Genomic DNA, 25,332 nt, shown 5'->3' with positions numbered 1-25,332 from the left:
CAATTTGTCTGGAGGCCCCATGACCGTGTTTCTGTTTTTCCGCGCTTTCCCGAGACAGGCAACAGGAGCCACCACCCGGCCGGCGAACAGCCCCCGGCATCCTGAAAGTGAGGCGCAGCATGACTGACAAGCACCTCTCAGGCCCCGTAGGCTCCATCACCGCCGAGCCCTGGGGCCACTCTCCCGAAGGGCGCGAGATCACGCTGTACACGCTGCGCACACCGGACCAGACCGAGGCAGCCATCATGGACTACGGAGGCGTTCTGGTGCGGCTGCTGCTTCCGGACCGCGCTGGCCGCCTGGAGGACGTGGTGCTGGGGCACGACGAGGCAGCACCCTATTTCACCCGGGACCAGTCCCCCTATTTCGGGGCGCTGATCGGCCGCTACGGCAACCGCATTGCGCAGGGGCGCTTCACGCTGGACGGAGAGACGTATAACCTGGGGTGTAACGACGGCCCGAATGCCCTGCACGGAGGCGAAGGAGGCTTCGACCACCGTCACTGGCTGGGAGAAATGCGTCTGGCGGACACCGGGCCGGCCCTGGACCTGACGTATAGCAGCCCCGCAGGAGAGGAGGGCTACCCAGGCCGCCTGGACGTCCGGGTCACGTACGTGCTGGGCCTTCCCGGACAGCTGGAGATTACCTACCACGCCGAGTGCGACGCACCGACCATCGTCAACCTGACTCAGCACAGCTACTGGAATCTGGTGGGCGACGCCCGGCGGGACATTCTGGAGCACGAGCTTCAGATCGAAGCCGACGCGATGACCCCGGTCAGCGCCCAGCTGCTCCCCACGGGCACCCTGAAGCCGGTGGAGGGCACGCCGTTTGATTTCCGCACCTGGAGGCACCTGGGAGACGCCCTGCGGGAGCACGGGCACGAAGAGCAGCTTCAGCAGGCCAAAGGCTATGACCACAACTTCGTGCTGCGGGACGCTCCGGGGATGCGCCTGGCAGCCCAGCTGCGTGAACCGCGTTCGGGCCGCTGCCTGATGGTCACCACCACGGAGCCGGGTCTTCAGGTATACACCGGCAATTATCTGAATGGGATCAGGGGCAAAGGCGGTCAGACGTACGACCAGCACTGGGGTATCTGCCTGGAAACCCAGCACTTCCCGGATTCGCCCAACCAGCCTCACTTCCCCTCCACGGTGCTTCGTCCGGGTGAAACCTATACCTCGCAGACCTGCTACGCCTTCACGTTCTATGACGCGCCGGAGCCCCTGACCTGAATCGAGCGGCCGTGTCCGGAACCTGCGCTCCAGGCCGGGCGGTCTGATCACACCTCTTTCCTACCTGAGCCTGTTCACGGGCTCTGAACCGGCGCGGTGCCCTTCGCCCGCTTCCTGGGAGTCCAGCCATGAAGAGAGTCCTTCACCCATGACCACCTCTCCCCTCCCCTTTCACGTTCAGCATCTCCAGAAGCCCGACGGACGCGACCTGACCCTGTATGGCCTGCAGCCGGTCCAGCTGGACTCGGAGGTTCCAAGCCCCAGTCCCGATCCGGTCGACGCCCGGCCGGTGATGCGCTGGCATCCTCTGCGTGGGGAGTGGGTGATGTACGCCTCGCACCGGTTGGGGCGGACCTTCCTTCCCCCTCCGGAGTACAACCCCCTGGCGCCGACCTCGGACCCGGCGCATCCTACCGAGCTTCCTCGCGGCACCTACGACATCGCAGTCTTTGACAACCGCTTTCCAAGCCTGACCCTGGGAGCACCCGTACCTCCGGCTCCGGCCCACGCTCTGAATACCGAGGAGCGCGCGGCCACCGGCAAGTGCGAAGTTGTCGTGTTCAGCCAGAATGCCAGCGGACGGCTCTCCGACCTGTCCGACGATCAGATGGCCCTGCTGCTGGGGGTCTGGGCTGACCGCACCAGCGTGCTCGCGGCCACGGGCAAGATCCGTTCGGTGCTGGCCTTCGAGAACCGGGGTGTGGAGGTGGGCGTCACGTTGCACCACCCGCACGGACAGATCTATGCCTACGACCACGTGCCCCCCGTGCAGGCCACAATGCTGGCTCAGGCGCAGAAGCACCGGGCGGAATCGGGAGAACCCTGGCTGGCGGCGTTCGTGAAGGCCGAGCGCGACAGCGCGGTCCGGGTCATCCGGGACGAGGGTCTGGGCCTCAGTGTTGTGCCTCCCTTCGCCCGCTATACCTACGAGACCTGGGTCCTCCCGTCCCGCCCGGTGGGGCTGCTCAGCGAACTGGACGATGCCGAGAAACGTGCTTTTGCACGGGTTCTTAAAGATGCATTGCAGCGCCTCGATAGTCTGTTCGGGGTCCGTATGCCCTACCTGATGACGGTCCATCAGGCGCCTGTAGGCGACGCAGCGACAGCAGACTTTCCGCTTCACATCGAGATCTACCCGTACCTGCGGGCTCCGGGGCGCCTCAAGTACCTGGCCGGCACAGAACAGGGCGCCGGGGAGTTCGCCAACGACAAGTTCCCGGAAATGGCAGCCCATGAACTCAGGGAGGTTAAAGTTGAAAACCTTTGAAGACATCTACGGTCAGGCCCCTGAGGTCACTGCGGTTGCCCCGGGACGGGTCAATCTGCTGGGCGAACACACCGATTACCAGGGCGGCTTCGTGCTGCCGGCGGCCATCACTCGCACGACCACGGTCGGTCTGGCCCGCAACGGTACGCGGCGGCACCAGGTCTACGCCGCCGATCTCGACGAGCACTCCACCTTTGAGATCGGCCAGAACGCGCACGAGGAATTCGCCCGGTACGTGGCTGGTGCCCTGGCTCTGGGTGGCGTCACTGAAGGCCTGAATCTCCACATTACGTCCACCATTCCGATGGGCGCCGGCCTGAGCAGCAGCGCGGCGCTGGAGGTCGCAACCCTGCGTGGCCTGCGTGATCTGGGCCTGGTGGAGCTGGATGATGTGCAGATCGCCCTGACAGCCCAGCGCGTCGAACACGAGTTCGTGGGAGTTCAGTGCGGCATCATGGATCAGATGGCCAGCAGCCTGGCCGATGCCCGCTCGCTGCTGTACCTGGACACCCGCAGTCTGGACCGCCAGCTACGGCCCCTGCCCGAAGGCTCCGAGGTCCTGGTGCTGGACTCCGGGGTGCCGCGGCGGCTGGCAGAGAGCGGGTATAACGAACGCCGCGCCCAGGTCGAGGAGGCCTCGAGGCTCCTGGGGGTCAAGGAACTGCGTGATGTTCAGGACGTGGCGCGGGTCGAGTCGCTGCCGTCGCCGCTGAATGTGCGTGCCCGGCATGTGGTGACCGAGAACCAGCGCGTCGAGCAGGCAGTACAACCCGGGCTGAGTGCCGAATCGTTTGGGAAGCTGATGAACGCATCCCACGCCAGCCTGCGGGACGATTATGCAGTCAGCCACCCAGAGGTGGATTCGCTGGTCGAGCTGCTTCAGGCTCATCCTGATGTATACGGCGCACGCATGACGGGTGCCGGATTCGGTGGCGCGGTCGTGGCGCTGGTCCGGACCGGCACCGCCCCTGCGGTGGCGAATGACATTATGGGTGAGTGGGACGGGCAGGCCCGGCAGGTGGTGCCCTGAAGCAGACGGCACCTGGAGACAGTTGAGCACCGGTTCATGCCTTTCAGGGGCCTGGACCGGACGTTTTTTATCAGCAAGGTTTACCGGAACACCTCACCGCCTGGCGATTGCCAATATCTGCAGTAATCGTATACGACTATCCGGCGCATGTTCCTATGGTGGTTGCCTATTCCCGGTTCCGGCAGTCTCCCTGGGACGTGACGGTGCCTTTGGCCTGAGCCGTGATGTCATCTCACGATGACGGGCCCGATATCTGCTGGTGGTATCTGCTGCCAGTCTGACCTCAGGCTATGCCTGTTGACCGGCTGCGCCTAGGGGTCATCCGACCTGGGTTCGAACTTCTCAAGAACCCTTGAGCTGGATCAAGACGGGCGCCAAGGTTGCTTTGTCACACTCGCGCGAAGAGGAGACACTATGTCAAACGATGAAAAAGCACAGAACGTTCATGCCGAGACCGCTCCTACCGAAGCCATGCCTGAGCAGGCGCCTGCAGAAACGCAGTCGACCCAACCTGGCAGTGAAGCCGAGATGAGCCTCACCCCGATTGTGATCCGGGAGGATTACCGGGGCAGCGACAAACTGAAGGGCAAGGTGGCCCTGATCACGGGCGGGGACAGCGGCATCGGGCGGGCCGTAGCTGTGCATTTTGCCCGCGAGGGCGCCGACGTGGCCATCCTGTATCTGAACGAAGAACAGGATGCGCAGGAGACACTGGCGATGGTGCAGGAGGAGGGCCGGCGCGGGGTGCTGATCGCTGGCGACATCGGGGACGTTCAATTTTGCCGGCAGGCTGTAGAGCAGACCGTTCGGGAACTCGGGGGGCTGGACATACTGGTGAATAATGCGGCCGAGCAACACCCGCAGGACAGCATCAGCGACATCAGCCCCGAGCAACTCGAGCGCACCTTCCGCACCAATATTTTCGCGATGTTTTACCTGACCCAGGCCGCGATGCCCCATCTCAAGTCCGGCTCCGTCATTATTAACACCACGTCCATCACAGCTTACAAAGGCAGTGCTCAACTGCTTGACTATTCGAGCACCAAAGGAGCGATTGTCTCGTTTACCCGGAGCCTGAGCCAGAATCTGGCAGAGCAGGGCATCCGGGTAAATGCTGTCGCTCCCGGCCCGATCTGGACACCGTTGATTCCAGCTACCTTCGACGCCGAGCGCGTGGCCTCCCACGGCCAGAACACGCCGCTCAAACGCCCGGGCCAGCCAGCTGAAGTCGCTCCCTCGTTCGTATTTCTCGCTTCGGACGACAGCAGCTATATCAGCGGTCAGGTCCTGCATCCCAACGGTGGTGATGTGGTCAACGGCTGAGTGGAAACGAGCACACGCGGGCCTCGAATAGCCGAGGCCCGCTTTGCTTGTGTCATTGGAGCGTATGGCTTAAACGTGTTTATGGCTGCCTGGATAGAGCACCGACGACAGTGCCAGAAGACCATAGGTCGGAGTTATTTCGTGCGCATGACCATCTGTCTTCACGTGAAGACGAGCGACGAGACAGTCCAACAGTCATGCTCGATACGGCGGGAGTTCCACGTTGGAGTCGCATTTACAGGTAAGCTCATAGCCCTGCCACCGGGGATGCGCTGATTGATGATTGCAATGGTTCCCTTGACCTTCGCCGCTGCCACTATTTCCGTTGGACGACCGGCCAACCTGCACGACACGACCGTCGCCTACGAACTGAATCTTTGCTGGCCAGACTTTGGCGGACCCCAAGTCATCGGGGATAAGGGGTACTGCGCGCTGGGGTTCATCTATCCACCCAAGAAAAACACGCGCTACGACACCGGGGGCGGGAAGACCGCCACCCGGAATTACGCAAACGCATTGAAACCGTGCTCTCTCAATTGATTGAGGCTCAGATCCGCTCTGTGCAGACCAAAACACTGACTTCAATGCAGTTCCGCCATCCTGGCCATGCGCGCCCGCAACCTCATGCATTCCTAAACGGGCTATGCAGTCTGATCAGGTGGTCTACCATGCGCCGCGAACAGGCTGGACCGGCGGGCAATCAGCGGCTGAAATCGAGGATTTTCTGGTTATGTGCCAGGACAGCCAGCGCGACCTTGAGCCGCACTCTAAGATACGTCTTGACCCGACCCCATCGCAGCCCAGCGCCCAGCAGCATGGAGAACGCAGACTCTACGCACTTCCTGGCTGACCCATACTCTGCTCTCCAGCGCGAATCAACTGTCTGGCATTGACCTTCGGTGGCGTCAGACACGTCTCTGAGTGATAGCCCTTATCTACTATCTGCTTTGGCCCTCCATAAGAGGGCCAATCTTTGTTCATCTCTCACAGCACGGTGAAGTCGTGCTCATTTGCGGGACGGATCTCGTATTTTGCAATCTTGCCATTTCAAAGTGCACCAGCCATGCAGCTTGAAGCCGTAAACCGGTCCAGTGGTGCTGAATCCATGTCGGGCACCATGGAATTTGCACCGTGGGGCACGCTTGAACGTCGAAACGAGGAGGGGTTCTGAATCGATGGCGATGAAGTCCACGAACTGGACTTCAGTGGCAAGTTGCTGAACCACTGGGGTCAACCGGGCGAGCCGGATGCGGGCCTGGGGCTCAGAGGGGAAATCCGGGAAGTGATTGAGTTTGAGAAACCGCCACCAGCGGCTGGGATACGGTACATTGTACAGCTTCTGAAGGAGTGCGACTGCGAGCAGTTCTGCTTCCAAGATTTTCTCGTGTGGATGCAGAAGTTTCAGTGGAATATGAGGCGCAATCCAGCGACCAAGCATGGTGACAGCGGTGGAAAGCGGCAGTAAAGTGAGGTTGGGACGGCCCATAACACCGTCCCTGTCGAATTTTTTGCCCTACGGGTCAACCCCTATTCCCGGTTATTCATTCAACCACGCCATTCTATGCCTTTTTCGAAATGTGGAACTCGAAGTCTTGATGTCCTGGATAACCGGGCTATTGTCTGCCGCAATTCTAAAAAGTCACCTGCCGCGCGCCAGTCGAGCAGAGGTACGAAGACCTTCTGGCACCTATGCGTTATGCGTGCGGCCCAGGAAAATAACTCCGACAACCTCCTCCGTCTTCACGTGAAGACAGAACCCACATGTCTGTCTTCATGTGAAGACGAACCTTCACCGAACCACGTATCCTGCAGGAAGATGCGCACATTAACGTTTTTTAACCACGCTGGGGGAGCTGCCAAGACGAGTCTGGCCCTTAACGTCGGCCACGCGCTTTCGCTCGAAGGCTATCGCGTCTTACTAGTGGACCTTGATCCCCAGGCAAACCTCAGTACCTGGCTGGGGCATGCTGCGGTCACTAACGAGCAGACTGCCTTTCACGCCGCAATAGACAGCGAGGCCAGGCTTCCTGAGCCACAGACTGTCCACGGCATGCACCTGATCCCCAGCAATCTTCACCTCGCCCTGTCAGAAGGTCAGATGATGGCTCAGGAAGGCTCTACCCTGAACCTGCGCTTCGCCCTCGAGGACCTGAAAGACGACTACGATGTGGTACTCGTGGACAGTCCACCAAGTCTGGGAAAGCTTGCGGTCCTGGCCGCACTTGCTGCCGACCTGCTGATCGTGCCGGTTCCAACCCGGGCAAAAGGCCTGAATGGCCTCCCTGGGGTGGCTGCAGCCATGAACACCTATCGCCGGCTTAGACCTGACCTGCGGGTTGGTCTGTTTGTTCCGACACTCTACGACGGACGAAACACACACGATCGAGAGGTGCTCGAAGCACTTCGGCGCCAGATTGAGCCGCTTGCTGCTCCATTAACCTACCGACCTGCAACATGGAATGACAGTGCGGGCATTGGTGAGCCGGTACTGGTGTATGCCCCCAACAGTCCTGCGGCCAATGAGGTGCGGCAACTGGCCCGCGAAATCGAGGTCAGTGCTGGCCTGGAGAAGAAGGTGCACCATGGCTAAGCGAAAATTCGATGCTACGGCCACGCTGGATGCACTGTTGGGGCCACTGGGCGCAGGTGACCTTGTCAGTCAGGATCAGTTGCGCATGCTGGATCTGCAGCAGCTGAAGCCAACACCACATCAGCCACGCACCACATTTACAGAGGCGAGCCTGAACGAGCTTTCAGAAAGCATTCGCGAAAACGGCGTCCTGCAACCGATTCTGGTACGCTCCACTCCCTCAGGGCTGGAGATCGTCGCCGGGGAGAGACGATGGCGCGCCGCCCAGCTGGCCGGTTTGACCTCGATTCCAGCCTACGTCCGCGACCTTGATGATCAGCAGGCCGCTGCCGCCAGTGCTGTAGAAAATCTGATCCGGGAGGACCTCAATCCCATCGAAGAGGTCGAGGCCAAGCGCCGCATTGCCGCGCTGGCTCTGGGACTTCCAGAAGAACAGGTTATGACGCGCCTGCGTCGCCTGCTGGACAAGCCGGAAGAAGACCAGGAAGGTGTCAGAGAACTGGATACGGCGTTTGGTCGTCTGGGCGGCGAGAAATGGCAGAGCTTCTTACGGAACAAAGGCCGGATCCTGAACCTGCCAGCCGATGTGAAAGAGGCAGTGCGCGGCGGTCTGGATTACCGAAAGGCCTTGGTGATCGGCAGGGTCGCCTCTGCTGGTGAGCGCCGGCGGCTTATCCAGCTCGCCAGGGACGGAGCCACAGTTCAGGCGCTGCATGACGCGCAAAAACCACAACCGACTGAACGCGACGCGCAGCTGAAGGCTGTAGTACGCGCTTTGGGCCACAAACGGCTGATGGAGAGCATGAATCCCCGGAAGCAGTCCCGGATCGATAAGTTGGTTGCAGAACTTCACCAGCTCCTGGTGGTAACCGAGGATCAATAACCGTTTCAAGGGAATTGCAAGGACTCTCGACTCCTTGACAAGAACCAAATAAAATATCCTTCCCAATCTCAAATTTACGGTAACTGGTCCGCAGGCCCTTGAGCCCTTTGCCCCGGTACACCTTGCAGGTGATGCTCACTTTGCCCTGCTGCGAAGCGCTGATAGGCAGTGGATCATAGGCAGGTTGCAGGCCCGCGGGTGACCTGGCTTGGCCTTGCAAAATAGCTGGTCTCAGGCTCAGTCTCCGGGACCATGGGACCATTCAGGTCATCCCCCTGGGTGCTCCATGACATTCCGCTTTTGATTCAGGCCGGCGTTCTATGGCCGTGGCCGCTTGTGGTCCCGTTTCGGAGGAACGACCGGCCAGATGCCAAGTCAGTGGCACAGCCGATGTGCATTCTCGCCGCTATAAGCACGATCTGCCGTTGCAGGCTGGTGTATGCCCTTTCCTTACGACAGAGCGCACCAAAGAGAAATCGTCACGGGTTTCCATCGGCAGCCAAAAATTTTCAGTTAAAGAGACCTTTGACAGAGGAGGGGAGAGCAACCCATCGTCGTTGCAGCCTGTTTTCTGATGAATACCACAAAGTTCCTACATGCAGCCGAGCACCAGCTCGCTCGCTGCTTCTGCGAAAAGGTCACTACCGACTGGCTAAACGCTCCTTTCGAACTGCTCTTTCAATAGACAGAAATTTGCTCTGGCCACCTTAGCTTGGGAGACACAAGCCGAGTGATGTTGATCTCTTTGATTGATCTTTTAAAAGATAAAAAGAATGATGATCATCATCAAGGGCGCCTCCTAATTCCCATAAACACGCTGAAAAACCCACCTTATCGCCTGAGTTGTCCGGTATTTGGAGGGGAAAATCGCCTGAGTTGTCCGGTACTATCGCCTGAGTTGTCCGGTAATTCAGGGGTAATACCGCCTGAGTTGTCCGGTAGTCGACATGCTTCCTTCGCCTGAGTTGTCCGGTACGCGGAGGGGTAGATCGCCTGAATTGTCCGGTACGGGTGAAAAGCAAATCGCCTGAGTTGTCCGGTACTATCGCCTGAGTTGTCCGGTAGTGACGGAGCATCAAGTACCAGAATCGCCTGAGTTGTCCGATGTCGTCTTCTGCAGTCCCGAGACAGAATAATTTGCCGTTGAGAAGTGGATTTAATTGGACCCGATGCCGAAATCGCCTGAGTTGTCCGATATGCCCGGTATCACAAACCGCCTGAGTTGTCCGGTATCGCCAGGGAGGACGCGGAACAGTATGATGCGGCCATTCCACATTGGAGGCTTGGGCGTTGGCACGTAAAACCCGGAACGTGAAACGCTCACCTACCCCGTTGACCGAAATAACCCGGATCGACGAGGCAAATGTGGGTCGCCTGGGGCTGATCAGTATTCAGGAGCGCGTCCCAGACACCTTTTCGTCCTGGACCGTCGAGTTTCAGGTGGACGGCAGGCCAGCAACGTTGACCTGCGACGCCATGCCCAAGTACGGGGGTGTCCCACATGGTCTCGATGGCGATATCGCAACTGCCATCATGGACCTGTATGTGGAATCCGGATGTCCCGATGATGGCCTGCTCCATACCACCGCCTATCAGATTCTCAAACGGGCTGGACTGGATGACTCCGGCCGGTACTACACCAACCTGAAACAGACCCTGTACCGCCTGCGTACAGCCACCTATTCGGCGTCTGAAGCCTGGCGTGATCACCGGCGCGGCAACTGGACGACCGTGACTTTCAATTATCTCCAGGGCCTCGACTTCACCAGTGGGGACGAAGACCTGAATCTCAGCCGCAGCAGCGCCCTTCGGATCCGGCTGGCTGAGCCCATCGTACGGTCGGTGCGTTCGCAGTACACCAAGCCGCTGGATATCGAGTTTCTGACCAGTCTGGACCGTCCCCTGACGCGTGCGCTCTACCGCCTGCTTGACGCCCGGCGCTATTCGCCGGAAGACCCGCGCACGCCGCGTCTGTCCTACAGCGTGAACCTGATTGACTGGGCCGCGGCCTGCAAAATCATCGACCAGCGCAGCAACAAGATCCGTTCCACCCTGCAGGGTGCCCACGACGAACTGATCGAGCGCCAGTATCTGGAAAGCGTCGAATACGACGGACGCGGCAAGAAACAGGTAATCACCTACCGCTTTGTCGAAGTGGGCGGTCACAAGCCTGAGCTGGATATTCAATCCTCGCCGGTCATGGCGGAACTTGTCAGCCACAAGGTGTCCATCTCTGTGGCCCGCCGACTGATGGAAGAATTCGGAGAAATTCACATCCGCGAACGGCTCCAGAAGTTCAGGCGTCTGCTCGAGAGCGGATACCGTGTGCGGAACCGTTCGGCCCTGCTGGTGGACGTTATCCGTGACCAAGAAGACAAATACCCGGAACCTTCATCCGCGCCCTCCTCGGTACCGGGCCGCGCTCCAGCGCCTGTCCCGCCGCCAGCCCGCATGCCAACCCTGGAAGAGGCCATGCACGAGCCTGAAACGCTGGAAGCGCGGGTCGAGAAAGCCATGAAGACCATCCAGTTTCTGCTGCGCGACCGGCTCAGCGTCAGCGAATATGGCCTGCTCCGCATGGGTCTGATTGTCGGTCAGCCGGACCCCGAACGCATCATGCGCGCCGCACTGCAAGCGAAAAGAGACGGCACGCTTGATGCCTTCACCGATGATCTGCTCTCGGTGCTGACCACCATGAATCACGAGGTTCTGAGCGCAGCGCCGGGAGCCTGATGCCACTGGTGGAAGTGTTGCCCTGTGGTGAGACGGCCCTGCCGCCCCCTCTTGAGCGTGGTCGGAGAGGTTGAGATAAGCGGATTCCGCAGCCAGAAGAGCATCTCGTACTGGATAGACATGGCTCGTCTCACCTTGAAGGCGTCAGACTACCGGACAACTCAGGCGATTTCATATGCCAAGGCCTTGTTCGGCGCATCGAACTGATCACGGCTATCGGTTCGGCAATCAGATGTAAGGGAAGCCGATTCCAGTTTTTAGCAGTCTCCGTGCGCCACCCTGTGGCTGGCTGTCTTCGGAGTGCTCCTCGTCGGCTCCGGGTGGCCAGGGTGCAGCAGGCTCGGGGCGGAAGCAGTTATCCCTTTGAACTCAGGGTCGGGGAGGCAGAGATTTAACCCGTCAACACAAGCGCCGGCATGGCTTGAATTCGGTGTGCTGGCCGTTTGGACCTGGCGGGACGTCCAGCCCAGGGTCGACCAGCAGCCAACTGGGAACCAGCCCTGTGGCTGGGGGTTCCCGTTCGCTGCTCTTGGGTGCACAGTGGAGGAGGGGACCATGCGCGTGATCGATGCCCTGAGGATCGAGGCACACAAGCTGCGCGACCAGGCCAGTCAGCAGGCTGGTACCGGTGCCGTTTACGCCGCAGGAGAAGCGTCCCGTGCCGCTGCCGGCCTGGGTGAGCTCATTAACCGCCTTGAGGCCGTGCCGGAGTGGCAGGCACGACAGGCCACGGAGGACCACGCCTACTGGCTGGGCCTGGAGGACCCCCAGACCCCCGCTGCCAGGTGGGAGGCCACCGCCTGTTTGCGGGCCCTGTGCTGGCGCCAGCGTCAGGATTGAGCTGTCCGCTGGCTCAGGCACCGGGCTCTACAGTTCAGTCGTCCTGCGGCTCCTGTTCCCGCTCTTGCAACTCGGCCAGGGGTGCCCCGGGGGTCAGTGCAAGGTCACACTGCGACATGAACGGCAGATCCGCCGGATAGACGCTGACTCCCACTGTCAGGGTGATGGTGTCTTCCCAGCGGCTCACTACATAGTTCACGGCACTTTCCGGTGTGATGTCGCGTGGCAGCACCAGGACCTCGTCACCCTGCTGCGTTATCCGCAGCCGCGACCGGAAGGGGCTGTCGTCCAGCCAGGCCTGCAACTCCTGCAACAGCTGCTCGGTGGCCAGCGGCAGCTGGTGAGGATGCCTCACCCTCAGCATCAGGGGATACGCGCCATGTGTGAGCAACTCGGCGTCGGTGCCCACCTGGGACAACTGCCCGATATGCACTGCCGCCTGATGGGCCAGCGTCAGGGCGTCCGCATTCTCAGCCTGGGTTTCCAGGGTCAGGCGCCTCCAGGCCGGGTCCTCCGCTCCGTCCGGGGTGAGCACCACGGCGCCGTGACGCAGAATCTGCCACGACGTGAACGAGGCTGGAACCATCAGTAGTTCCACCTCGTCCATGCCCGTGACCGGCACCAGTTCCGCGTGCCTGAGCAACTGCCCCAGGCCCGCGCTGAAGTCCGGTGCCCCGTCTTCCAGCGGGCTCAGCAAGGTCCCCAGGGGATTGACGAAGGCAATGATCACCCCTGCATCCTAGACGGTCGCCAGCGGCCATGTGCAGGGTATGAGCGGCACGACTGACCATGAGGCGCCGTCCTGGACATGCAGACGATATGTCGACCTCCCCGAGGTTTGCGGTGGCCGGAGGCAAGACTGGGCGCCACGGGCCGTCACGCCGTGCAGCAAAGCCCGGGGAAGCCTGCCCTCAGCTTCTGAAGGTCGACGCGAGCGCAGCCGTCGAGCGCGCGAGCAGCGTCACGTCCGTGCCCACAGCTACGAAGGTGTACCCCCACGACAGGTAAGTTCGCGCCTGCGCCTCATCGGTGCTGAGGATGCCGGCAGCGCGGCCCGTGGTCCGGATCCGCCCGGCAGCACCCTGAATGGCTGCCTGCACCTCCGGATGTCCAGGATTGCCCAGATGTCCCATGCTGGCGGCCAGATCGGCCGGGCCGATAAACACGCCGTCGACGCCCTCCACCGACGCGATCTCGTCCAGGGCAGCGAGACCGGCCACGGACTCCACCTGCAGCAGCAGGCAGACGCCCTCGTTTGCACGGCTCGCGTACCCGCTGTCGCGCCCGAAGCCGCTGGCACGTGCCAGCGCCGCTCCGACGCCCCGCACACCGTGCGGTGGGTAGCGTGTAGCCGCCACCAGCGCACGTGCCTGCTCAGCGGAGTCCACCATAGGGATCAGCAGGGTGGTCGCGCCGATGTCGAGCAGCTGCTTGATGATGACCTCATTGCCCACCGGCGGGCGCACCACGGCGTGCGAGGCATAGGGGGCGATCGCCTGCAGGCAGGCCAGGGTGGACCGCAGGTCGTTCGGGGCATGTTCTCCATCAACGGCCAGCCAGTCGAACCCGGCGCCGGCGCACAGCTCGGCACTGTAAGGATCGGCCAGGGCCAGCCACAGTCCGATCTGAGGCTTGCCGCGGGCCAGCGCCACTTTAAAAGGATTCTCAGTCATGCGCTCCTCCCGGACCACGTGGCGTGCCGACAAAGCGGCAGGAAAAAGCCCCCAGCGGCCCGTAGTCGAACGTGAATACGTCGCCGCCGGCAATATCTACCGGGCGGGTGAACGAGCCGGCCAGCACGAACTCGCCAGCCTGCAGGCCCTCGCCGTGGGCCGCCAGACGGTTGGCCAGCCAGGCGATGCCCTGGGCCGGATGGCCCAGCACGCCGGCTGCCACACCGGTTTCCTCGATGACCCCGTTGCGGACGCACAGCGCCGCTGCCCAGCGCAGGTCGATGGCGTCAGGCGCTACGGCCCGGCCGCCCACGATCACTCCCGAGTTGGCAGCGTTGTCGCTGATGGTGTCCATCACGCGGCGTGGCTTGCCGGTTTCCCGGCTGACCCGGGCAATGCGGGCGTCGATGATTTCGGCGGCCGGGGTCACGTACTCGGTGGCGCGCAAAACGTCAAATACCGTGATGTTAGGCCCATGCAGAGCCCGGCCCAACAGGAAGCCCAGTTCGACCTCCACGCGCGGCTCCACGAAGCGCGCGAGGGGAATATCCCCGTTCGGTTCGAAAAACATGTCGTCGAGGAGCGCGCCGTAATCCGGCTCGTTGATCTGTACGGCCATCTGCATGGCGCGTGACGTCAGCCCGATCTTGTGGCCCACCACGCGGCGGCCACCCTCAAGCTTATGAGCCACCCAGGCGCGCTGGACTGCGTAGGCGTCGGCGATGGTCATGCCGGGGAAGCGTTCGCTGAAGGGGGAGAGCTGGACACCGCTGGCCTCAGCGGCCTCCAGTTCGGCGGCCAGACCCATCAGGGCGGTCTCGGGGATCACTCGGGGGAGTTCTGTCATGCCGGCCTCCCCATCAGATCACATGCACCGGAATGCCGGTCAGGGCCCCGGCCTCGTGGGCCTGCAGGCCACCATCGAAGGCTTCCATTACCGAGGCTTCCTCGAACCAGCTCAGTGGCGTCTTGGCACCCCACAGCGTCTGCCGGCGGGGATCGTCGCGCATCCAGCGTATCGGTTCGAAGTCAGGGTCCACCGTGATGTAGTCGCTGGTGTACAGCTCGATCCGGTGGCCGTCCGGATCGCGGATGTACAGGAAAAAGGCATTGGAGATCCCGTGCCTGCCCGGGCCGCGCTCGATGCGCTCGGGCTGCCGGGCGCCGGCCATGATGTCGCAGGTGCGGATGATCGAGTTCACGTCCGGCATCCAGTACGCCCAGTGATGCAGTCTCGGTCCCGGACCGTTGGTCAGGGCCAGATCGTGGACGCCGCCCCGGCGCTGAATCCAGGCGGCCCAGTAGGCGCCCTGCTCGTCTACGGTGTATTCAGACAGGCGGAAGTCCAGCTCTGCCAGGTACCAGTCCATGGTCGCCTTCACGTCCGGCACCATCACGTTGACGTGGTCCACGCGCTGCAGGCCCGGGCCGCGGTGGCGGTGGAACTCCTGCAGCATCCAGGGGTGCGTGCCGACCTCGTGGTAGAAGCTCAGCGGAATGCCGAAGGGGTCCTGGAGCCGCAGCATGCGGGGCCGGTCAAGTTCCTCCTCCCAGCGCCACGGCAGCTTCTGCTCTGTCGCCAGGGCGATCAGCGCGTCCAGGCTTCGCTCACCGCGCACCCGGTAACCCAGCTGACGCACGCGCACCGGATCCTGGGGGCCGCGGCTCTGCTCGAGCTTGAGGGTCCACTCGCGGTCCTCCACGCCCCGCAGGTACAGGGCATTGCCTTCCTCGTGCAGGATGTTCATGCCCAGCAGATCAACGTAAAACTCGCGGCTGGCGGCCAGATCCGAGACCGTGAAGATGGCCTGCGCGATGCGGATGACGTCAGGCCTGGTCACGCGCGGCGCCTCCCTGGTTCAGAAAGGCCTGGACGCGGCCCACGGCCTCGCTGCTGTCGTAGACCTCGTACAGGGCCGAGTGCATGCGAACCGGGTCGCCGAAGAAGAACCGCTCGTACAGCTCCTGTCGGCCCGCAAACGAGCTCATGGCCATGTCCCAGGCCAGCCGGAACAGCTTCAGGCGCTCGTCGGCGCTGGCGTTGCCCGCCTGCAGGAACTTGGCGATCTGTGGCCCCAGCGGTCCCTCGCGGTCAGCCTTGCTGGGCATCATGATGATGCCCGAGGCGCCCAGCAACTGCAGCAGCTCAGGCAGACGCGCGTGGTTGGCCGGGTAGTAGTTGCGCGCGGCGTCCAGGGGAGCGCGGGCGGGAGTCATCACGCCGTAGCGGTTAAGCGTGGCCTGCTCCCGGGCTGCGACCTCCAGGGCCTTCATGATCTCCAGCATGATGATGATCTCGGCGACCTTGCTCTGCACATGCTGGAACTGGCCGCTGCCGATGGCGTTGACGATGCTCTGCGCAGCACCCAGGAAGGTCTCGGTCTTGGAGACTTTGAGGTTGACCACCTGATAGGCCATGTGCAGCACGGCGTCGGTGCCGGCGTAGGCCTTGTTGGCCAGTTCCACGTCGTACAGCAGGAACACGCGCTCCCAGGGGACGAGCACATCGTCGAAGATCACGAAGGCGTCCTGCTCGTCGAAGCGGCTGGAGAGCGGATGGTCCTCGGGGTCGCGGCCCACGTCGATGGGCTCGCGGCACTGGAAACTCAGGCCCGGCGTGTTGGTGGGAATGCCGAAGCCCATCGCGTAGCGGCTCTTGTCGGCGTTTTCCTTCAGGACGGTGGACGGGAAGATCAGGATCTCGTCGGCGATGGGCAGGGTGGCCATCATGCGCGCGCCGCGCACGATGATGCCTTCCTCGCGCTCCTCGACCACGCCCAGCGCGATGTAGGGGTCGGGCAATTCCGAGGCCATCTTGGCGCGGTTGACCTGGGGATTGGTCAGGGCGTGCGTCAGGCACAGGTCGTGGTCGCGCACGTATTCGTAATAACGGCGCATGTTGGCGGCGAAGTCGCGCTTGGGATCGCCGGCAATGCTGGCGCTGCAGCTGCTGAAATACTCGGCGCCCATGCCGGCGGCCATCACGTTGGCATTCATGTAGTCAGGCGCGCGGCCCAGGAAGCCCAGGCCGTAGTTCGCTCGCACGCGGTGGGCCTCGCCTATTTTGGCCAGATCCTCCTTGGTGCGCGGCACCATGAAGGAGGTTGCGTAGCGTACGCCGCCGTCCTCGTAGGTGAGCAGTTCGCGCAGCTCAGGCTGGTTCTGCAGGTCGTACAGGCCAGCCAGGGAACGGCACATGTTGGCGGTGGCCGGGTGCGTGGTGGGGTCCTCCACACGCTTGCCGTCGATGTACAGGGTCGGAGGGTTCTGGCGCAGGCGGTCGAGGAACTGCTGTCCGGTCACCGCGCCGGGAGCACGCGTGCCCTCGTCCGGATTTAAGGTCGGGCCAGTGGTCGTCTGGGTCATGGGGAGTCTCCTTTATCGGTCCTGGCTGGCCAGACCGGTGTAGTTCGGGTCCACGAAAATCCCGCCCTGCCGCTGCTCGGTGATGTGGTCCGGGTCGCCATGCAGGTGCTCGACCTGACTGGCGTAGGCTTCGGCGTCGTCCTGAGGCTGATAGCCTAGCCGGTCCCAGCCTTCGGCCGACATCCATCGGCGGGTGTTGCCGCTGATGCCGGCCACGGTCAGGTAGCCGACGTCCGGGGCCGTCATGGCCCGGCTGAACAGCTGAGTAGCGTCCCGGGGCGAGAGCCACGTGGACAGGTGGCGGCGGTCTTTAGGATGCGGCTGAAACGAGCAGATGCGCACACTGACGAACTCCAGCCCGTAGCGCTCCCAGTACATGCGGCCCAGGGCCTCGCCGAAGACCTTGCTGACGCCGTAATAGGTGTCGGGCCGCACCGGCACGTCGGGGGAGATGGTTTCGCTGCGGGGGTAGAAGCCCACCGTGTGGATGCTGGACGCGAAGGCTATGCGCCGCACTCCGGCCTGCCGCGCCGCTTCCAGGACGTGGTAGGTGCCGTCCATGTTCACCGCGCGGATGCGCTCGTAGGTGTGCTCGTCGGCGATGGCGCCCAGGTGGATCACCGCGTCGACGCCTTGCATTGCGGCAAGAACATCTTCGAAGCGGGTCAGGTCGGCCGAAACGATCTCCTCGCCGGCCTGGGCCTCGCCGAGGTCACGGGTGTCGGTCAGGCGCAGTACCGGAAAGCGGCCGCGCAATTCCTCCCGCAGGGCCCGGCCGATGGTGCCGGCTGCTCCAGTGATCAGCACGCGCTGCGGCGTGCTCATCCTTCCACCACGGTTTTGTCCACCCGCGGCGCCTGACCGACACCCAGTTTCGCCGTCTTGTGCGTGCCCAGGGAAATGGCGATGTTCTTGGTCTCCATGTAGAACTCAAAGGAGTAGTCCCCGCCGTCCCGGCCGATGCCGCTGTTCTTCACGCCGCCGAAGGGGGTGGGCAGGTGACGTACGTTCTCGCTGTTGATCCAGATCATGCCGGCCTCCATACCCTGCGCGAAGCGGTGCGCGCGGGTCAGGTCGTTGGTCCACAGGTAGCCGGCCAGGCCGTATTTCACGTCGTTGGCCAGGGCCAGGGCGTCGGCCTCGTCGGTGAAGGGAATAGCGGTCAGCACCGGCCCGAAGATCTCCTCCTGAGCGATGGCCATGTCGTTCCTGGCGCCGGTGAACAGGGTGGGGGAGACGAAGTTGCCGGCCTCGCCCACGCGCTCGCCCCCGGCGGCGATGGTGGCTCCTTCCTCACGGGCCTTGCCGAAGTAGGACATGACCTTCTCGAAGTGCCGGGGGTGCACCAGCGGTCCCACCTCGGTCTCGGGGTCCAGTGGATCGCCGACGCGGATGTTGCGCGCGCGCTCGGCGATGCGGGCGGTGAACTCGTCGTAGATGCCCTCCTGGACCAGCACCCGGCTGGAGCTGGTGCAGCGCTCGCCGTTGAGCGAATAGATCATGAACACCACGGCGTCCAGCGCGCGGTCCAGGTCCGCGTCGTCGAACACCACGACCGGGTTCTTGCCGCCCAGTTCGAAATGCACCCGCTTAAGGGTTTCGGCCCCCTGGCGCATGATGTGGCTGCCGGTGGTGGTCTCGCCCACGAAGGCGATGGCCTTGACCAGCGGATGCTCGGTCAGGGCCCTGCCGGCACTTTCGCCGAGGCCGTGCACCAGATTGTGGACGCCTTTGGGCAGCCCCGCTTCGTCCATGATCTCCGCCAGCAGTGTGGCACTCACCGGACTCCACTCGGCCGGCTTGTGAACAACCGTGCAGCCCGCCGCCAGTGCAGGGGCAATTTTCCAGGTGGACAGCATGAACGGCGTGTTCCAGGGAGTAATCACGCCGACCGGACCGATGGGCTGGCGCAGGGTGTAGTTGATGAAGCCGGGGGCCGGCAGGCTCTGGCCGTCGCCGGCACCGGGCGCCCGGTCGGCATAGAAGCGGAAGTTCTCCGCGCCACGTGTGGCTGCGGATTTCATGAAACGGATCGCCTGACCGGTATCGATGCTCTCAAGCACCGCGATTTCCTGAGCCCGGGCCTCGATCAGGTTGGCAATGCGGTGCAGGACCTTGCGCCGCTCGGCGCCGCCAACCTCCCGCCAGGTCTGGAAGGCCTCATGGGCGGCCTGGGCCGCCCGGTCGATGTCCCCGGCGTCGCCGCTGGCCACCTGAGTCAGGAAGGCATTGTCCACAGGGGAGTGCGTATCGAAGGTCTCACCGCTGTGCGAGGCCACCCACTGCCCACCGATGAAGTGTTTCAGGCCGCCGGTAAGCCGCTCTTCACGCAGCCGGCGTGCCAGTTCGTGATTGGGGCTGATCGTCTGTGTCATGGTCGCTCCTTGAAGGTGAAGAGGCTCGTCGTGCTAAGAGCGGTGTGCATGCGGCTCAGCGGCCGTCCCACTCGCCTTCCTTGCTTTCCTGCCCGGTGATGGGATCGGCCAGGTCGTCCTCTTCCTGGATATCGTTGATCAGCGTGCCCAGGCCCTCGACCTCCAGACGCATCACATCTCCCGGGTGCACATGGCTGATGCCTTTGGGCGTGCCGGTCAGGATGACGTCGTCCTTCTGCAGCGTCATGAAGCGGCTGATGTGTTCGATCAGTTCAGGAATTCCGAAGATCATGTCACGGGTACTGCCTTCCTGGCGCAGTTCGTCGTTGACGTAGGCGCGCAGGGTCAGGTCGTGCGGATCGTTGATCTCGTCGGCCGTGACGTAGTACGGTCCCAGCGGACCGAAGGTGTCCCAGCCCTTGCCACGCATAGGTGGACGGAAGGTGTTGGTCACGTAATCGCGCACCACCAGGTCGTTGCCGATGGTGTAGCCGCCGACGTAATCCATGGCATCTTTGGCCTTTACCCGGCGGGCGTCGCGGCCGATGATCACGCCGAGTTCCACCTCGTAGTGCATGAACTGGGCGCCGCGCGGGTAGATCACCGTGCCGCCATGAGGCAGCAGGGTGGTGTTCGGCTTCCAGAACAGCGCGGGCTCCTTGGGCTGGGTCAGGCCCAGTTCGCCGGCGTGGTCGTTGAAGTTCAGGGCCAGGGCAATCACCTTGGGCGGCTCGACCGGCAGCCGGAACTGCACCTTGCCGGGATCGTGGGCCACGCCTGCGGCGTCGATCAGGCGATTGTCCTGCAGGTAACCGCTCAGTGGACGGCCGCCGCTGATGAAACGAGCGTATTTCATGAAATCTCCTGTGCAGACGCTGGAATTGAAGTGAACCTCAGCATAGGCCCACGGCTCGGGCCGCCCTCTTGGACGTTTTGTGAATGCCGATGTCCCTCTTTGTAGAATTGGACAGATGCCGCAGCTTTCCGACTTGTGTGCTGTCCTGGGGCTGCCAGTGGCAGATGAAGGAGGCCGCGCCTGGACCACGCTGGAGGAGGCCTGTGCGCTGTTGCCCGGTCAGCCGGCCGAGGTGGTCCGAACCGCTGCACTGACTTTCCTGGCGCAGCAGATGGTGGCCTTGCCGGGGATTGCCGGTGTGTTTGCCGCGTTGCGGGAGGCAGTGGCTCATCCCCAGCCGGAGCGTGAACTCACACGCCTGCTGGGCCGGCTGACCGGGGGCTTCGCCGCCATTCATGCCAGCTGGGGGGATCTGGTGGCCTCATCTGGTGAGCCCCGCCCGGGACAGGCCTGGAAACTCATTCACAAGACCCGGCATGTGGGGACACTGACGATGGCCGTCTCTGCTCCGTGGGTACCACTGATGCCAGTGGCTGCCGAGTACGCCCTGCTGGCCCGCCTGCAGTCGGCGGCGGCCGGGGCCGCGCGCCGCCGGGTGGGCGAGCGCTCCCTGGACGCGCTGCTCTCAGGCCTGGACGATGCTCCTGGACTGGGCAGTGGCCCGTTTGCGCTGGCGGTGGCACGCTTTTCGCATGAGGCGGCTGCCACGCGGACGGCCCGCGCGGCACAGGAGCATGTGCTTGACGTGCTGGCCAGCGCGGGAGAGGGATATTTCATGGAGCGGGGGGTAACCGCCTACTCCACGGTGCGTGGACAGCGGGCCGTCTGGCTGTGGCCCACCCGCGATCTGACTCGTGAAGCAGTGGAGCTTCACGCCGCGCTGCTGGCCTCCACGGCGCAGGACGTCCGGGTGGGTGTGAGCGCGCGGCACCCTGCGAGTCAGGTCCAGTCGGCCTTCGACGAGGCCACCCAGGCCCTGACCGGCACCCGCGAGGCACGGGGCTGCACCCTGTTCCAGGAACTTGATCCGCTGCATACGCTGGTCACCAGTGGAGCCCTGGCGACCTTGCAGGCGCAGGTGCAGGCGCGGCTGGCGAGTCTCGACGACAACGGGCGCACCGAAGTTACCCTGCGGGCCTACCTGAACCACACGGGCTCCCTGGGCGAGCTGGCTGTTCAACTGCACATTCATGTCAACACCCTGCGCTACCGGCTGCGCCGGGCCGAAGAGGTGCTGGGCGGCCGGCTCAGCGATCCGCACCTGCTGGCCCGTCTGTATCTGGCTTTTGAAGCGGGAACATGAGAATTGAAGGACCGGAAAGTCTGCGACCTGATCCGACATATTGACAAATAGCAATATGTCGATCAAAATACATCCATGGATTTCGATACGAATGCAGAGGTGTTCAAGGCGCTGGCTGATCCTCATCGCCTCAAGGCCCTTCATTTTCTGGCCACTGCGACCCCAGGCTGCTGCCAGAACGGCGAGAGTGTCTGCGCATGCGATCTGGTCGACCATCTGGGACTCGCGCAGCCCACTGTGAGCCACCACATGCGGCTGCTTGTTGATGCCGGGCTGGTCACTGCCGAGAAGCGGGGCCGCTGGACCCATTACACCCTCAGCCTGCAGGGCCTCGGAACCGTCCGGTCCCTCCTGGACGGGCTGGCCAACCAGGCGGCGCAGGCTCCCAGCTGCACGGCCAGCGCCCGTCCTCCGGCCCAGGCCTCGTAGGCCGCACGCTTCAAAAGGAGTCCGTATGAACACCCTCTGGCTCATGGAAACTTCCCTCGCCCGGCTCCACCAGCTTCGCCAGGAAGCGCAGAAAGAGGCTCTTGCCCGGCAGGCCTGCGGTCCCGTGCGCTGGAACCTGCGCCGCCTGTTTCGACTCCCGGCCCTTCCCTCTTCTTCGGTACCCTGCCCGACCTGCTAAAGGAGCTCTGCTATGACCCAGACAATTCCCGGCCTGACCGACCAGACCACCACCGCCGCGCTGATCGGCCAGCTCCGTACCCTTCCCCAACGACCCCTGGAATTCCATCTGCACGGCGAAGTCCTTGTGCCAGCCGGCTACCACGTGACCGAGGTCAAGGCGGTGACCATCGAGGCAATGGACTGCGGCGGGAAGGCCAGCACCTGGCGTGAAACGGTCATCCAGCTGATGGATGGCAGTGCCGAGGAAGCGCGGGCGGGGTTCATGACCAACCGCAAGTTCCTGGCCATCTATGACCGCGTGGTCAGGCATATTCCCGTCCGCGAGGAAGCTGAAGTGCGCTTCGAGTACGGCAACAGCGTCAATCCTGCCATGCAGTACCACGTCACTCACCTTGAAACGCGGCCCGACCGCATGATCGTGCACCTGCGCACGCCAGGGGTGCAGTGCAAGGCCGGCGACGCCTGTGGCCTGCCCGCGGCCGACACCGCAGCAGACTGTACGCCCGAAAGCGGCTGCTGCACTCCCCAGGCGCCCATCTCTCTCGGCTGATGCTCCGACCATCAGCGTCCACACCAGCACTGGTGTGGACGCTGGCTTTGCTCAGCACGGTCAGTTACGGCGCCCTCTACTATGCCCAGCCCCTTCTGGCGGTCGCGACCGAACAGGCTTTCGGCTGGAGCCGGACCCACACAGGGTTGGCCTTTACCCTCGCGCTGGTGGTGACGGCTGTCCTGGCTCCCGGGGTCGGACGCACCCTTGATCGACATGGCGGGCGGGTTCTGCTGACTGCAGGGGCCGTGCTGGGCGCGGCGGCCTTTATGGTCCTGGCGGTCTCCTCCGGGTACGTGATGTTTGTGGCCGGGTGGCTACTGGCAGGCCTAGCGATGAGCCTGACCTTCTACGAGGCCGTCTTTGCCGTCCTGGCGCACCAGCTCAGCGGGCCCGCACGGCGCCGCGCCAGCCTGACCATCACCCTCGTGGCAGGGCTGGCCAGCACGGTCTTCGTGCCGCTGACCACGGTTCTGCTCCAGAGCTTCGGCCGGCAGGCGACCCTGCTGGGCTTGTCGGCACTGCTGCTGATCATCGGGGCACTGGTCTGGAAGGTCCTGCCTGACTCGTTCAGGGCGTCCTCGGTCAGTTCCCCTTTTGTGCCGGACTGGCGGCTTCCCTGGCTCACCATGGCCTTCACCCTGGCGCGGATCGTGACTGTCGGGGTCGGCTTGCAACTGGTGCCGCTGCTGCTCGGGTCAGGATACCTTCCACTTGAGGCGGCCGGACTGGCCGCGCTGATGGGTCTGGCTGCCCTCCCCGGCCGGATGCTGTTCATGCCTCTGATGGCCAGGTGGAGTGCGCTGCCGCTGACCGGTGCTCTGATCGCCCAGTTGTCCTTCGCAACGTTCCTGTTTCACCTGGCTGAATTCAAGCTGGTGGCGGTGCTTGCCGCTGCACTGTTCGGCATGGCGAGTGGCGCGCTGACGCTGGCCCGCACTGAAGTCCTGCTGAGTTTTTACGGCCCTCAGGTCTTTGGGTCCGTCAACGGCAGGATGGCCCGGTCTGTGAACGGGGCGCAGGCCCTGACGCCTCTGGGGGTGGGCCTCCTGTTCACGGTGACCGCCGCGTATACGGCGTCGTTGAATCTGATGGTTGCCCTGGGCATGGCAGCAGTACTGCTGCTGGCCTCCGCAGGGCCAATGAACAGCCTGGGTAGACCAGCCTCTGGAGACTTTCCCCGGCACCGGTAGCTGCGGGTTCACAGAAGGGGCGTACATACCGGACGCGGCGTCCTCTCTGGAAATCGCCTGTGTTGTCCGGCATTGCGGTCCTGTGGTCATGTCGCGTTTGCCCTTCTGTGTGGACCACGTTCACCTGCTGCCTGGCGTACTGCGCTTCCGTATGCCTGGCTCAGGACCAGACGCAGGCTTTACGCCGGGACCCCCTGCCGAGTTAACCTCCTGCTTTCCGGACCGACCGTGAAGCAGCTTCTGAAGGAGGGCGGCGCACTCTGCTAGCATCCCATTAACCACAACGCACTGCTTTTGCACGGAGGCCCTCTATGAAAACCCGGTTGCTCCTGACCGCCCTGCTCGCCACCACGTCACTCGCCCTGGCCGAGGTCCGCGTCGGCGTCATCGTTTCCTCTACCGGCCCCGCTGCCAGCCTGGGGATTCCCGAAAAGAACACGGTCGCGCTGCTGCCGCAGACCATCGCCGGGCAGAAGATCGTCTACACCATTCTGGACGACGCTTCTGACACAACCGCGGCCGTCACCAATGCCCGCAAGCTGATTCAGGACGGCAAGGTAGACCTGATTATCGGAACGACGACCACACCCGCCTCGCTGGCGATGATCGACGTTGTTTCTGAAGCCAAGGTGCCGATGATCAGCCTGGCCGCCTCCGAGAGCATCATCAAGCCCGTCGACGCCAAGCGCAGCTGGGTGTTCAAGACGCCCCAGACCGACGCCCTGATGGCCGCCGCGATCGTGCAGCACATGGTGCAGAACAAAATCCGGACCGTGGGCTACATCGGCTTCAACGACGCCTACGGAGAAGGCTGGGCCACCGAACTCAAACGCAATGCGGCGGCGCGCGGCATCAAGGTGATTGCCGAGGAACGCTATGGCCGCAGCGACACCAGCGTCACCGGCCAGATTCTCAAGCTCTCGGCGGCCCGGCCCGACGCGATTCTGATCGGGGCGTCCGGGGTACCGGCCGTGCTGCCTCAGAAGACCCTGAATGACCGCGGCTATACCGGCAAGATCTACCAGACCCACGGGGTGGCCAACGCCGACTTCCTGCGTGTCGGGGGCAAGGATGTCGAGGGCGCCATCCTGCCGGCCGGCCCGGTCCTGGTGGCCGATCAGCTGCCCAGTACCAACCCCACCCGCCGGGTCGGACTGGCCTACATGAACCTGTACGAAGCCAAGTACGGCAAGGACAGCGTCAGCACCTTCGGGGCGCATATGTGGGATGCCGGGCTGCTGATGCAGAAAGCACTTCCTGTGGCCCTCAAGAAGGCCAAGCCCGGCACCGCCGCCTTCCGTGAGGCGCTGCGGACCGCCCTCGAAAGCAGCCGCAATGTGATCGGGGCACACGGCATCTTTAACCTGAGTGCCACCGATCACCTGGGTCTCGATGCCCGCAGCCGCGTGATGGTGCAGGTCGTGAATGGGACCTGGAAACTGCTGAAGTAACGGTGCGGCACAACAGGAGGGGCGACTCGCCCCT

At 63.2% G+C, this 25,332-nt stretch carries 21 protein-coding genes and 2 pseudogenes; 14 read left to right on the top strand and 9 right to left on the bottom strand.

Going from position 1 to position 25,332, the window contains the following annotated elements; genetic code table 11:
• Positions 1-119 precede the first annotated feature (119 nt).
• The 5 genes and pseudogenes from IEY49_RS04345 to IEY49_RS04325 form a co-directional block, all read left to right on the top strand.
• Positions 120-1,235 (top strand): aldose epimerase family protein, encoded by a 1,116-nt coding sequence (locus IEY49_RS04345; RefSeq protein WP_189004938.1) that lies wholly within the window; start codon positions 120-122, stop codon positions 1,233-1,235.
• 148 nt (positions 1,236-1,383) lie between these two features.
• Entirely contained in the window at positions 1,384-2,502 is a 1,119-nt protein-coding gene (gene galT, locus IEY49_RS04340; RefSeq protein ID WP_189004936.1) for a galactose-1-phosphate uridylyltransferase, read from the top strand.
• The gene (gene galK, locus IEY49_RS04335) at positions 2,489-3,532 is read left to right on the top strand and encodes a galactokinase (protein WP_189004934.1); all 1,044 of its coding nucleotides are present in this window, start codon (positions 2,489-2,491) and stop codon (positions 3,530-3,532) included. Before galT ends, galK begins: the two co-directional genes overlap by 14 nt.
• Before the next feature lie 414 nt (positions 3,533-3,946).
• A complete protein-coding gene (locus tag IEY49_RS04330; RefSeq protein ID WP_189004932.1) occupies positions 3,947-4,855 on the top strand; it encodes an SDR family oxidoreductase in 909 nt (302 codons plus the stop codon).
• 330 nt (positions 4,856-5,185) lie between these two features.
• Positions 5,186-5,491: pseudogene (locus IEY49_RS04325) on the top strand (transposase family protein); the annotation flags it as partial.
• Between the two features lie 64 nt (positions 5,492-5,555).
• Here IEY49_RS04325 and IEY49_RS04320 read toward each other — a convergent pair.
• A pseudogene (locus tag IEY49_RS04320) lies at positions 5,556-6,341 on the bottom strand (IS982 family transposase).
• 330 nt (positions 6,342-6,671) lie between these two features.
• Here IEY49_RS04320 and IEY49_RS04315 point away from each other — a divergent pair.
• The 4 genes from IEY49_RS04315 (at position 6,672) to IEY49_RS04300 (ending at position 11,901) form a co-directional block, all read left to right on the top strand.
• Positions 6,672-7,445, top strand: coding sequence for a ParA family protein (locus IEY49_RS04315; protein WP_189004930.1), 774 nt, complete (start codon positions 6,672-6,674; stop codon positions 7,443-7,445).
• Positions 7,438-8,328: a ParB/RepB/Spo0J family partition protein gene (locus IEY49_RS04310; protein WP_189004928.1), complete on the top strand. Its 891-nt coding sequence runs from the start codon at positions 7,438-7,440 to the stop codon at positions 8,326-8,328. Before IEY49_RS04315 ends, IEY49_RS04310 begins: the two co-directional genes overlap by 8 nt.
• Before the next feature lie 1,311 nt (positions 8,329-9,639).
• Positions 9,640-11,061, top strand: coding sequence for a replication initiator protein A (locus IEY49_RS04305; RefSeq protein WP_229780622.1), 1,422 nt, complete (start codon positions 9,640-9,642; stop codon positions 11,059-11,061).
• A 555-nt stretch (positions 11,062-11,616) separates the two neighbouring features.
• Complete coding sequence (locus tag IEY49_RS04300) at positions 11,617-11,901, top strand: hypothetical protein (RefSeq protein WP_189004924.1); 285 nt, start codon at positions 11,617-11,619, stop codon at positions 11,899-11,901.
• Between the two features lie 34 nt (positions 11,902-11,935).
• Here IEY49_RS04300 and IEY49_RS04295 read toward each other — a convergent pair whose 3' ends face one another.
• From IEY49_RS04295 to IEY49_RS04260, 8 genes are all read right to left on the bottom strand, one after another.
• Entirely contained in the window at positions 11,936-12,631 is a 696-nt protein-coding gene (locus tag IEY49_RS04295; RefSeq protein WP_189004922.1) for an HAD family hydrolase, read from the bottom strand.
• Between the two features lie 181 nt (positions 12,632-12,812).
• A complete protein-coding gene (hpaI, locus tag IEY49_RS04290) occupies positions 12,813-13,574 on the bottom strand; it encodes a 4-hydroxy-2-oxoheptanedioate aldolase (protein WP_189004920.1) in 762 nt (253 codons plus the stop codon).
• Positions 13,567-14,421, bottom strand: a complete 855-nt coding sequence (gene hpaH / locus IEY49_RS04285) for a 2-oxo-hept-4-ene-1,7-dioate hydratase (RefSeq protein WP_189004918.1) — start codon at positions 14,419-14,421, stop codon at positions 13,567-13,569. The genes hpaI and hpaH overlap by 8 nt, the downstream gene beginning before the upstream one ends.
• A 13-nt stretch (positions 14,422-14,434) precedes the next feature.
• On the bottom strand, positions 14,435-15,415 hold the full coding sequence (gene hpaD / locus IEY49_RS04280; RefSeq protein ID WP_189004916.1) for a 3,4-dihydroxyphenylacetate 2,3-dioxygenase: 981 nt from the start codon (positions 15,413-15,415) through the stop codon (positions 14,435-14,437).
• On the bottom strand, positions 15,402-16,940 hold the full coding sequence (gene hpaB, locus IEY49_RS04275) for a 4-hydroxyphenylacetate 3-monooxygenase, oxygenase component (RefSeq protein ID WP_189004914.1): 1,539 nt from the start codon (positions 16,938-16,940) through the stop codon (positions 15,402-15,404). Before hpaB ends, hpaD begins: the two co-directional genes overlap by 14 nt.
• 12 nt (positions 16,941-16,952) lie before the next feature.
• Positions 16,953-17,765, bottom strand: coding sequence for an NAD-dependent epimerase/dehydratase family protein (locus tag IEY49_RS04270; protein WP_189004912.1), 813 nt, complete (start codon positions 17,763-17,765; stop codon positions 16,953-16,955).
• Positions 17,762-19,315, bottom strand: coding sequence for a 5-carboxymethyl-2-hydroxymuconate semialdehyde dehydrogenase (gene hpaE, locus IEY49_RS04265; protein WP_189004911.1), 1,554 nt, complete (start codon positions 19,313-19,315; stop codon positions 17,762-17,764). Before hpaE ends, IEY49_RS04270 begins: the two co-directional genes overlap by 4 nt.
• A 55-nt stretch (positions 19,316-19,370) precedes the next feature.
• Positions 19,371-20,171 carry a fumarylacetoacetate hydrolase family protein gene (locus tag IEY49_RS04260; RefSeq protein ID WP_189004910.1) on the bottom strand — a complete coding sequence of 267 codons (801 nt, stop codon included), beginning with the start codon at positions 20,169-20,171 and terminating at the stop codon, positions 19,371-19,373.
• A gap of 115 nt (positions 20,172-20,286) precedes the next feature.
• Here IEY49_RS04260 and IEY49_RS04255 point away from each other — a divergent pair, with 115 nt between their 5' ends.
• The 5 genes from IEY49_RS04255 to IEY49_RS04235 all read left to right on the top strand — a co-directional run bounded on the left by IEY49_RS04255 (position 20,287) and on the right by IEY49_RS04235 (position 25,298).
• Positions 20,287-21,474 carry a PucR family transcriptional regulator gene (locus tag IEY49_RS04255; RefSeq protein WP_189004905.1) on the top strand — a complete coding sequence of 396 codons (1,188 nt, stop codon included), beginning with the start codon at positions 20,287-20,289 and terminating at the stop codon, positions 21,472-21,474.
• Positions 21,475-21,549: 75 nt separating this feature from the next.
• On the top strand, positions 21,550-21,903 hold the full coding sequence (locus tag IEY49_RS04250; protein WP_189004903.1) for an ArsR/SmtB family transcription factor: 354 nt from the start codon (positions 21,550-21,552) through the stop codon (positions 21,901-21,903).
• A 211-nt stretch (positions 21,904-22,114) separates the two neighbouring features.
• Entirely contained in the window at positions 22,115-22,654 is a 540-nt protein-coding gene (locus tag IEY49_RS04245) for a DUF6428 family protein (RefSeq protein ID WP_189004901.1), read from the top strand.
• A complete protein-coding gene (locus IEY49_RS04240; protein WP_189004900.1) occupies positions 22,654-23,847 on the top strand; it encodes an MFS transporter in 1,194 nt (397 codons plus the stop codon). The genes IEY49_RS04245 and IEY49_RS04240 overlap by 1 nt, the downstream gene beginning before the upstream one ends.
• Before the next feature lie 311 nt (positions 23,848-24,158).
• On the top strand, positions 24,159-25,298 hold the full coding sequence (locus tag IEY49_RS04235; RefSeq protein ID WP_189004898.1) for an ABC transporter substrate-binding protein: 1,140 nt from the start codon (positions 24,159-24,161) through the stop codon (positions 25,296-25,298).
• Positions 25,299-25,332 lie beyond the last annotated feature (34 nt).

It is taken from the genome of Deinococcus malanensis (assembly GCF_014647655.1).
In the GTDB taxonomy this organism is placed as follows: Bacteria; Deinococcota; Deinococci; order Deinococcales; family Deinococcaceae; genus Deinococcus; species Deinococcus malanensis.
Note: the sequence above shows the minus strand (reverse complement) of the source record. Positions and strands in the feature narration are given on the sequence as shown.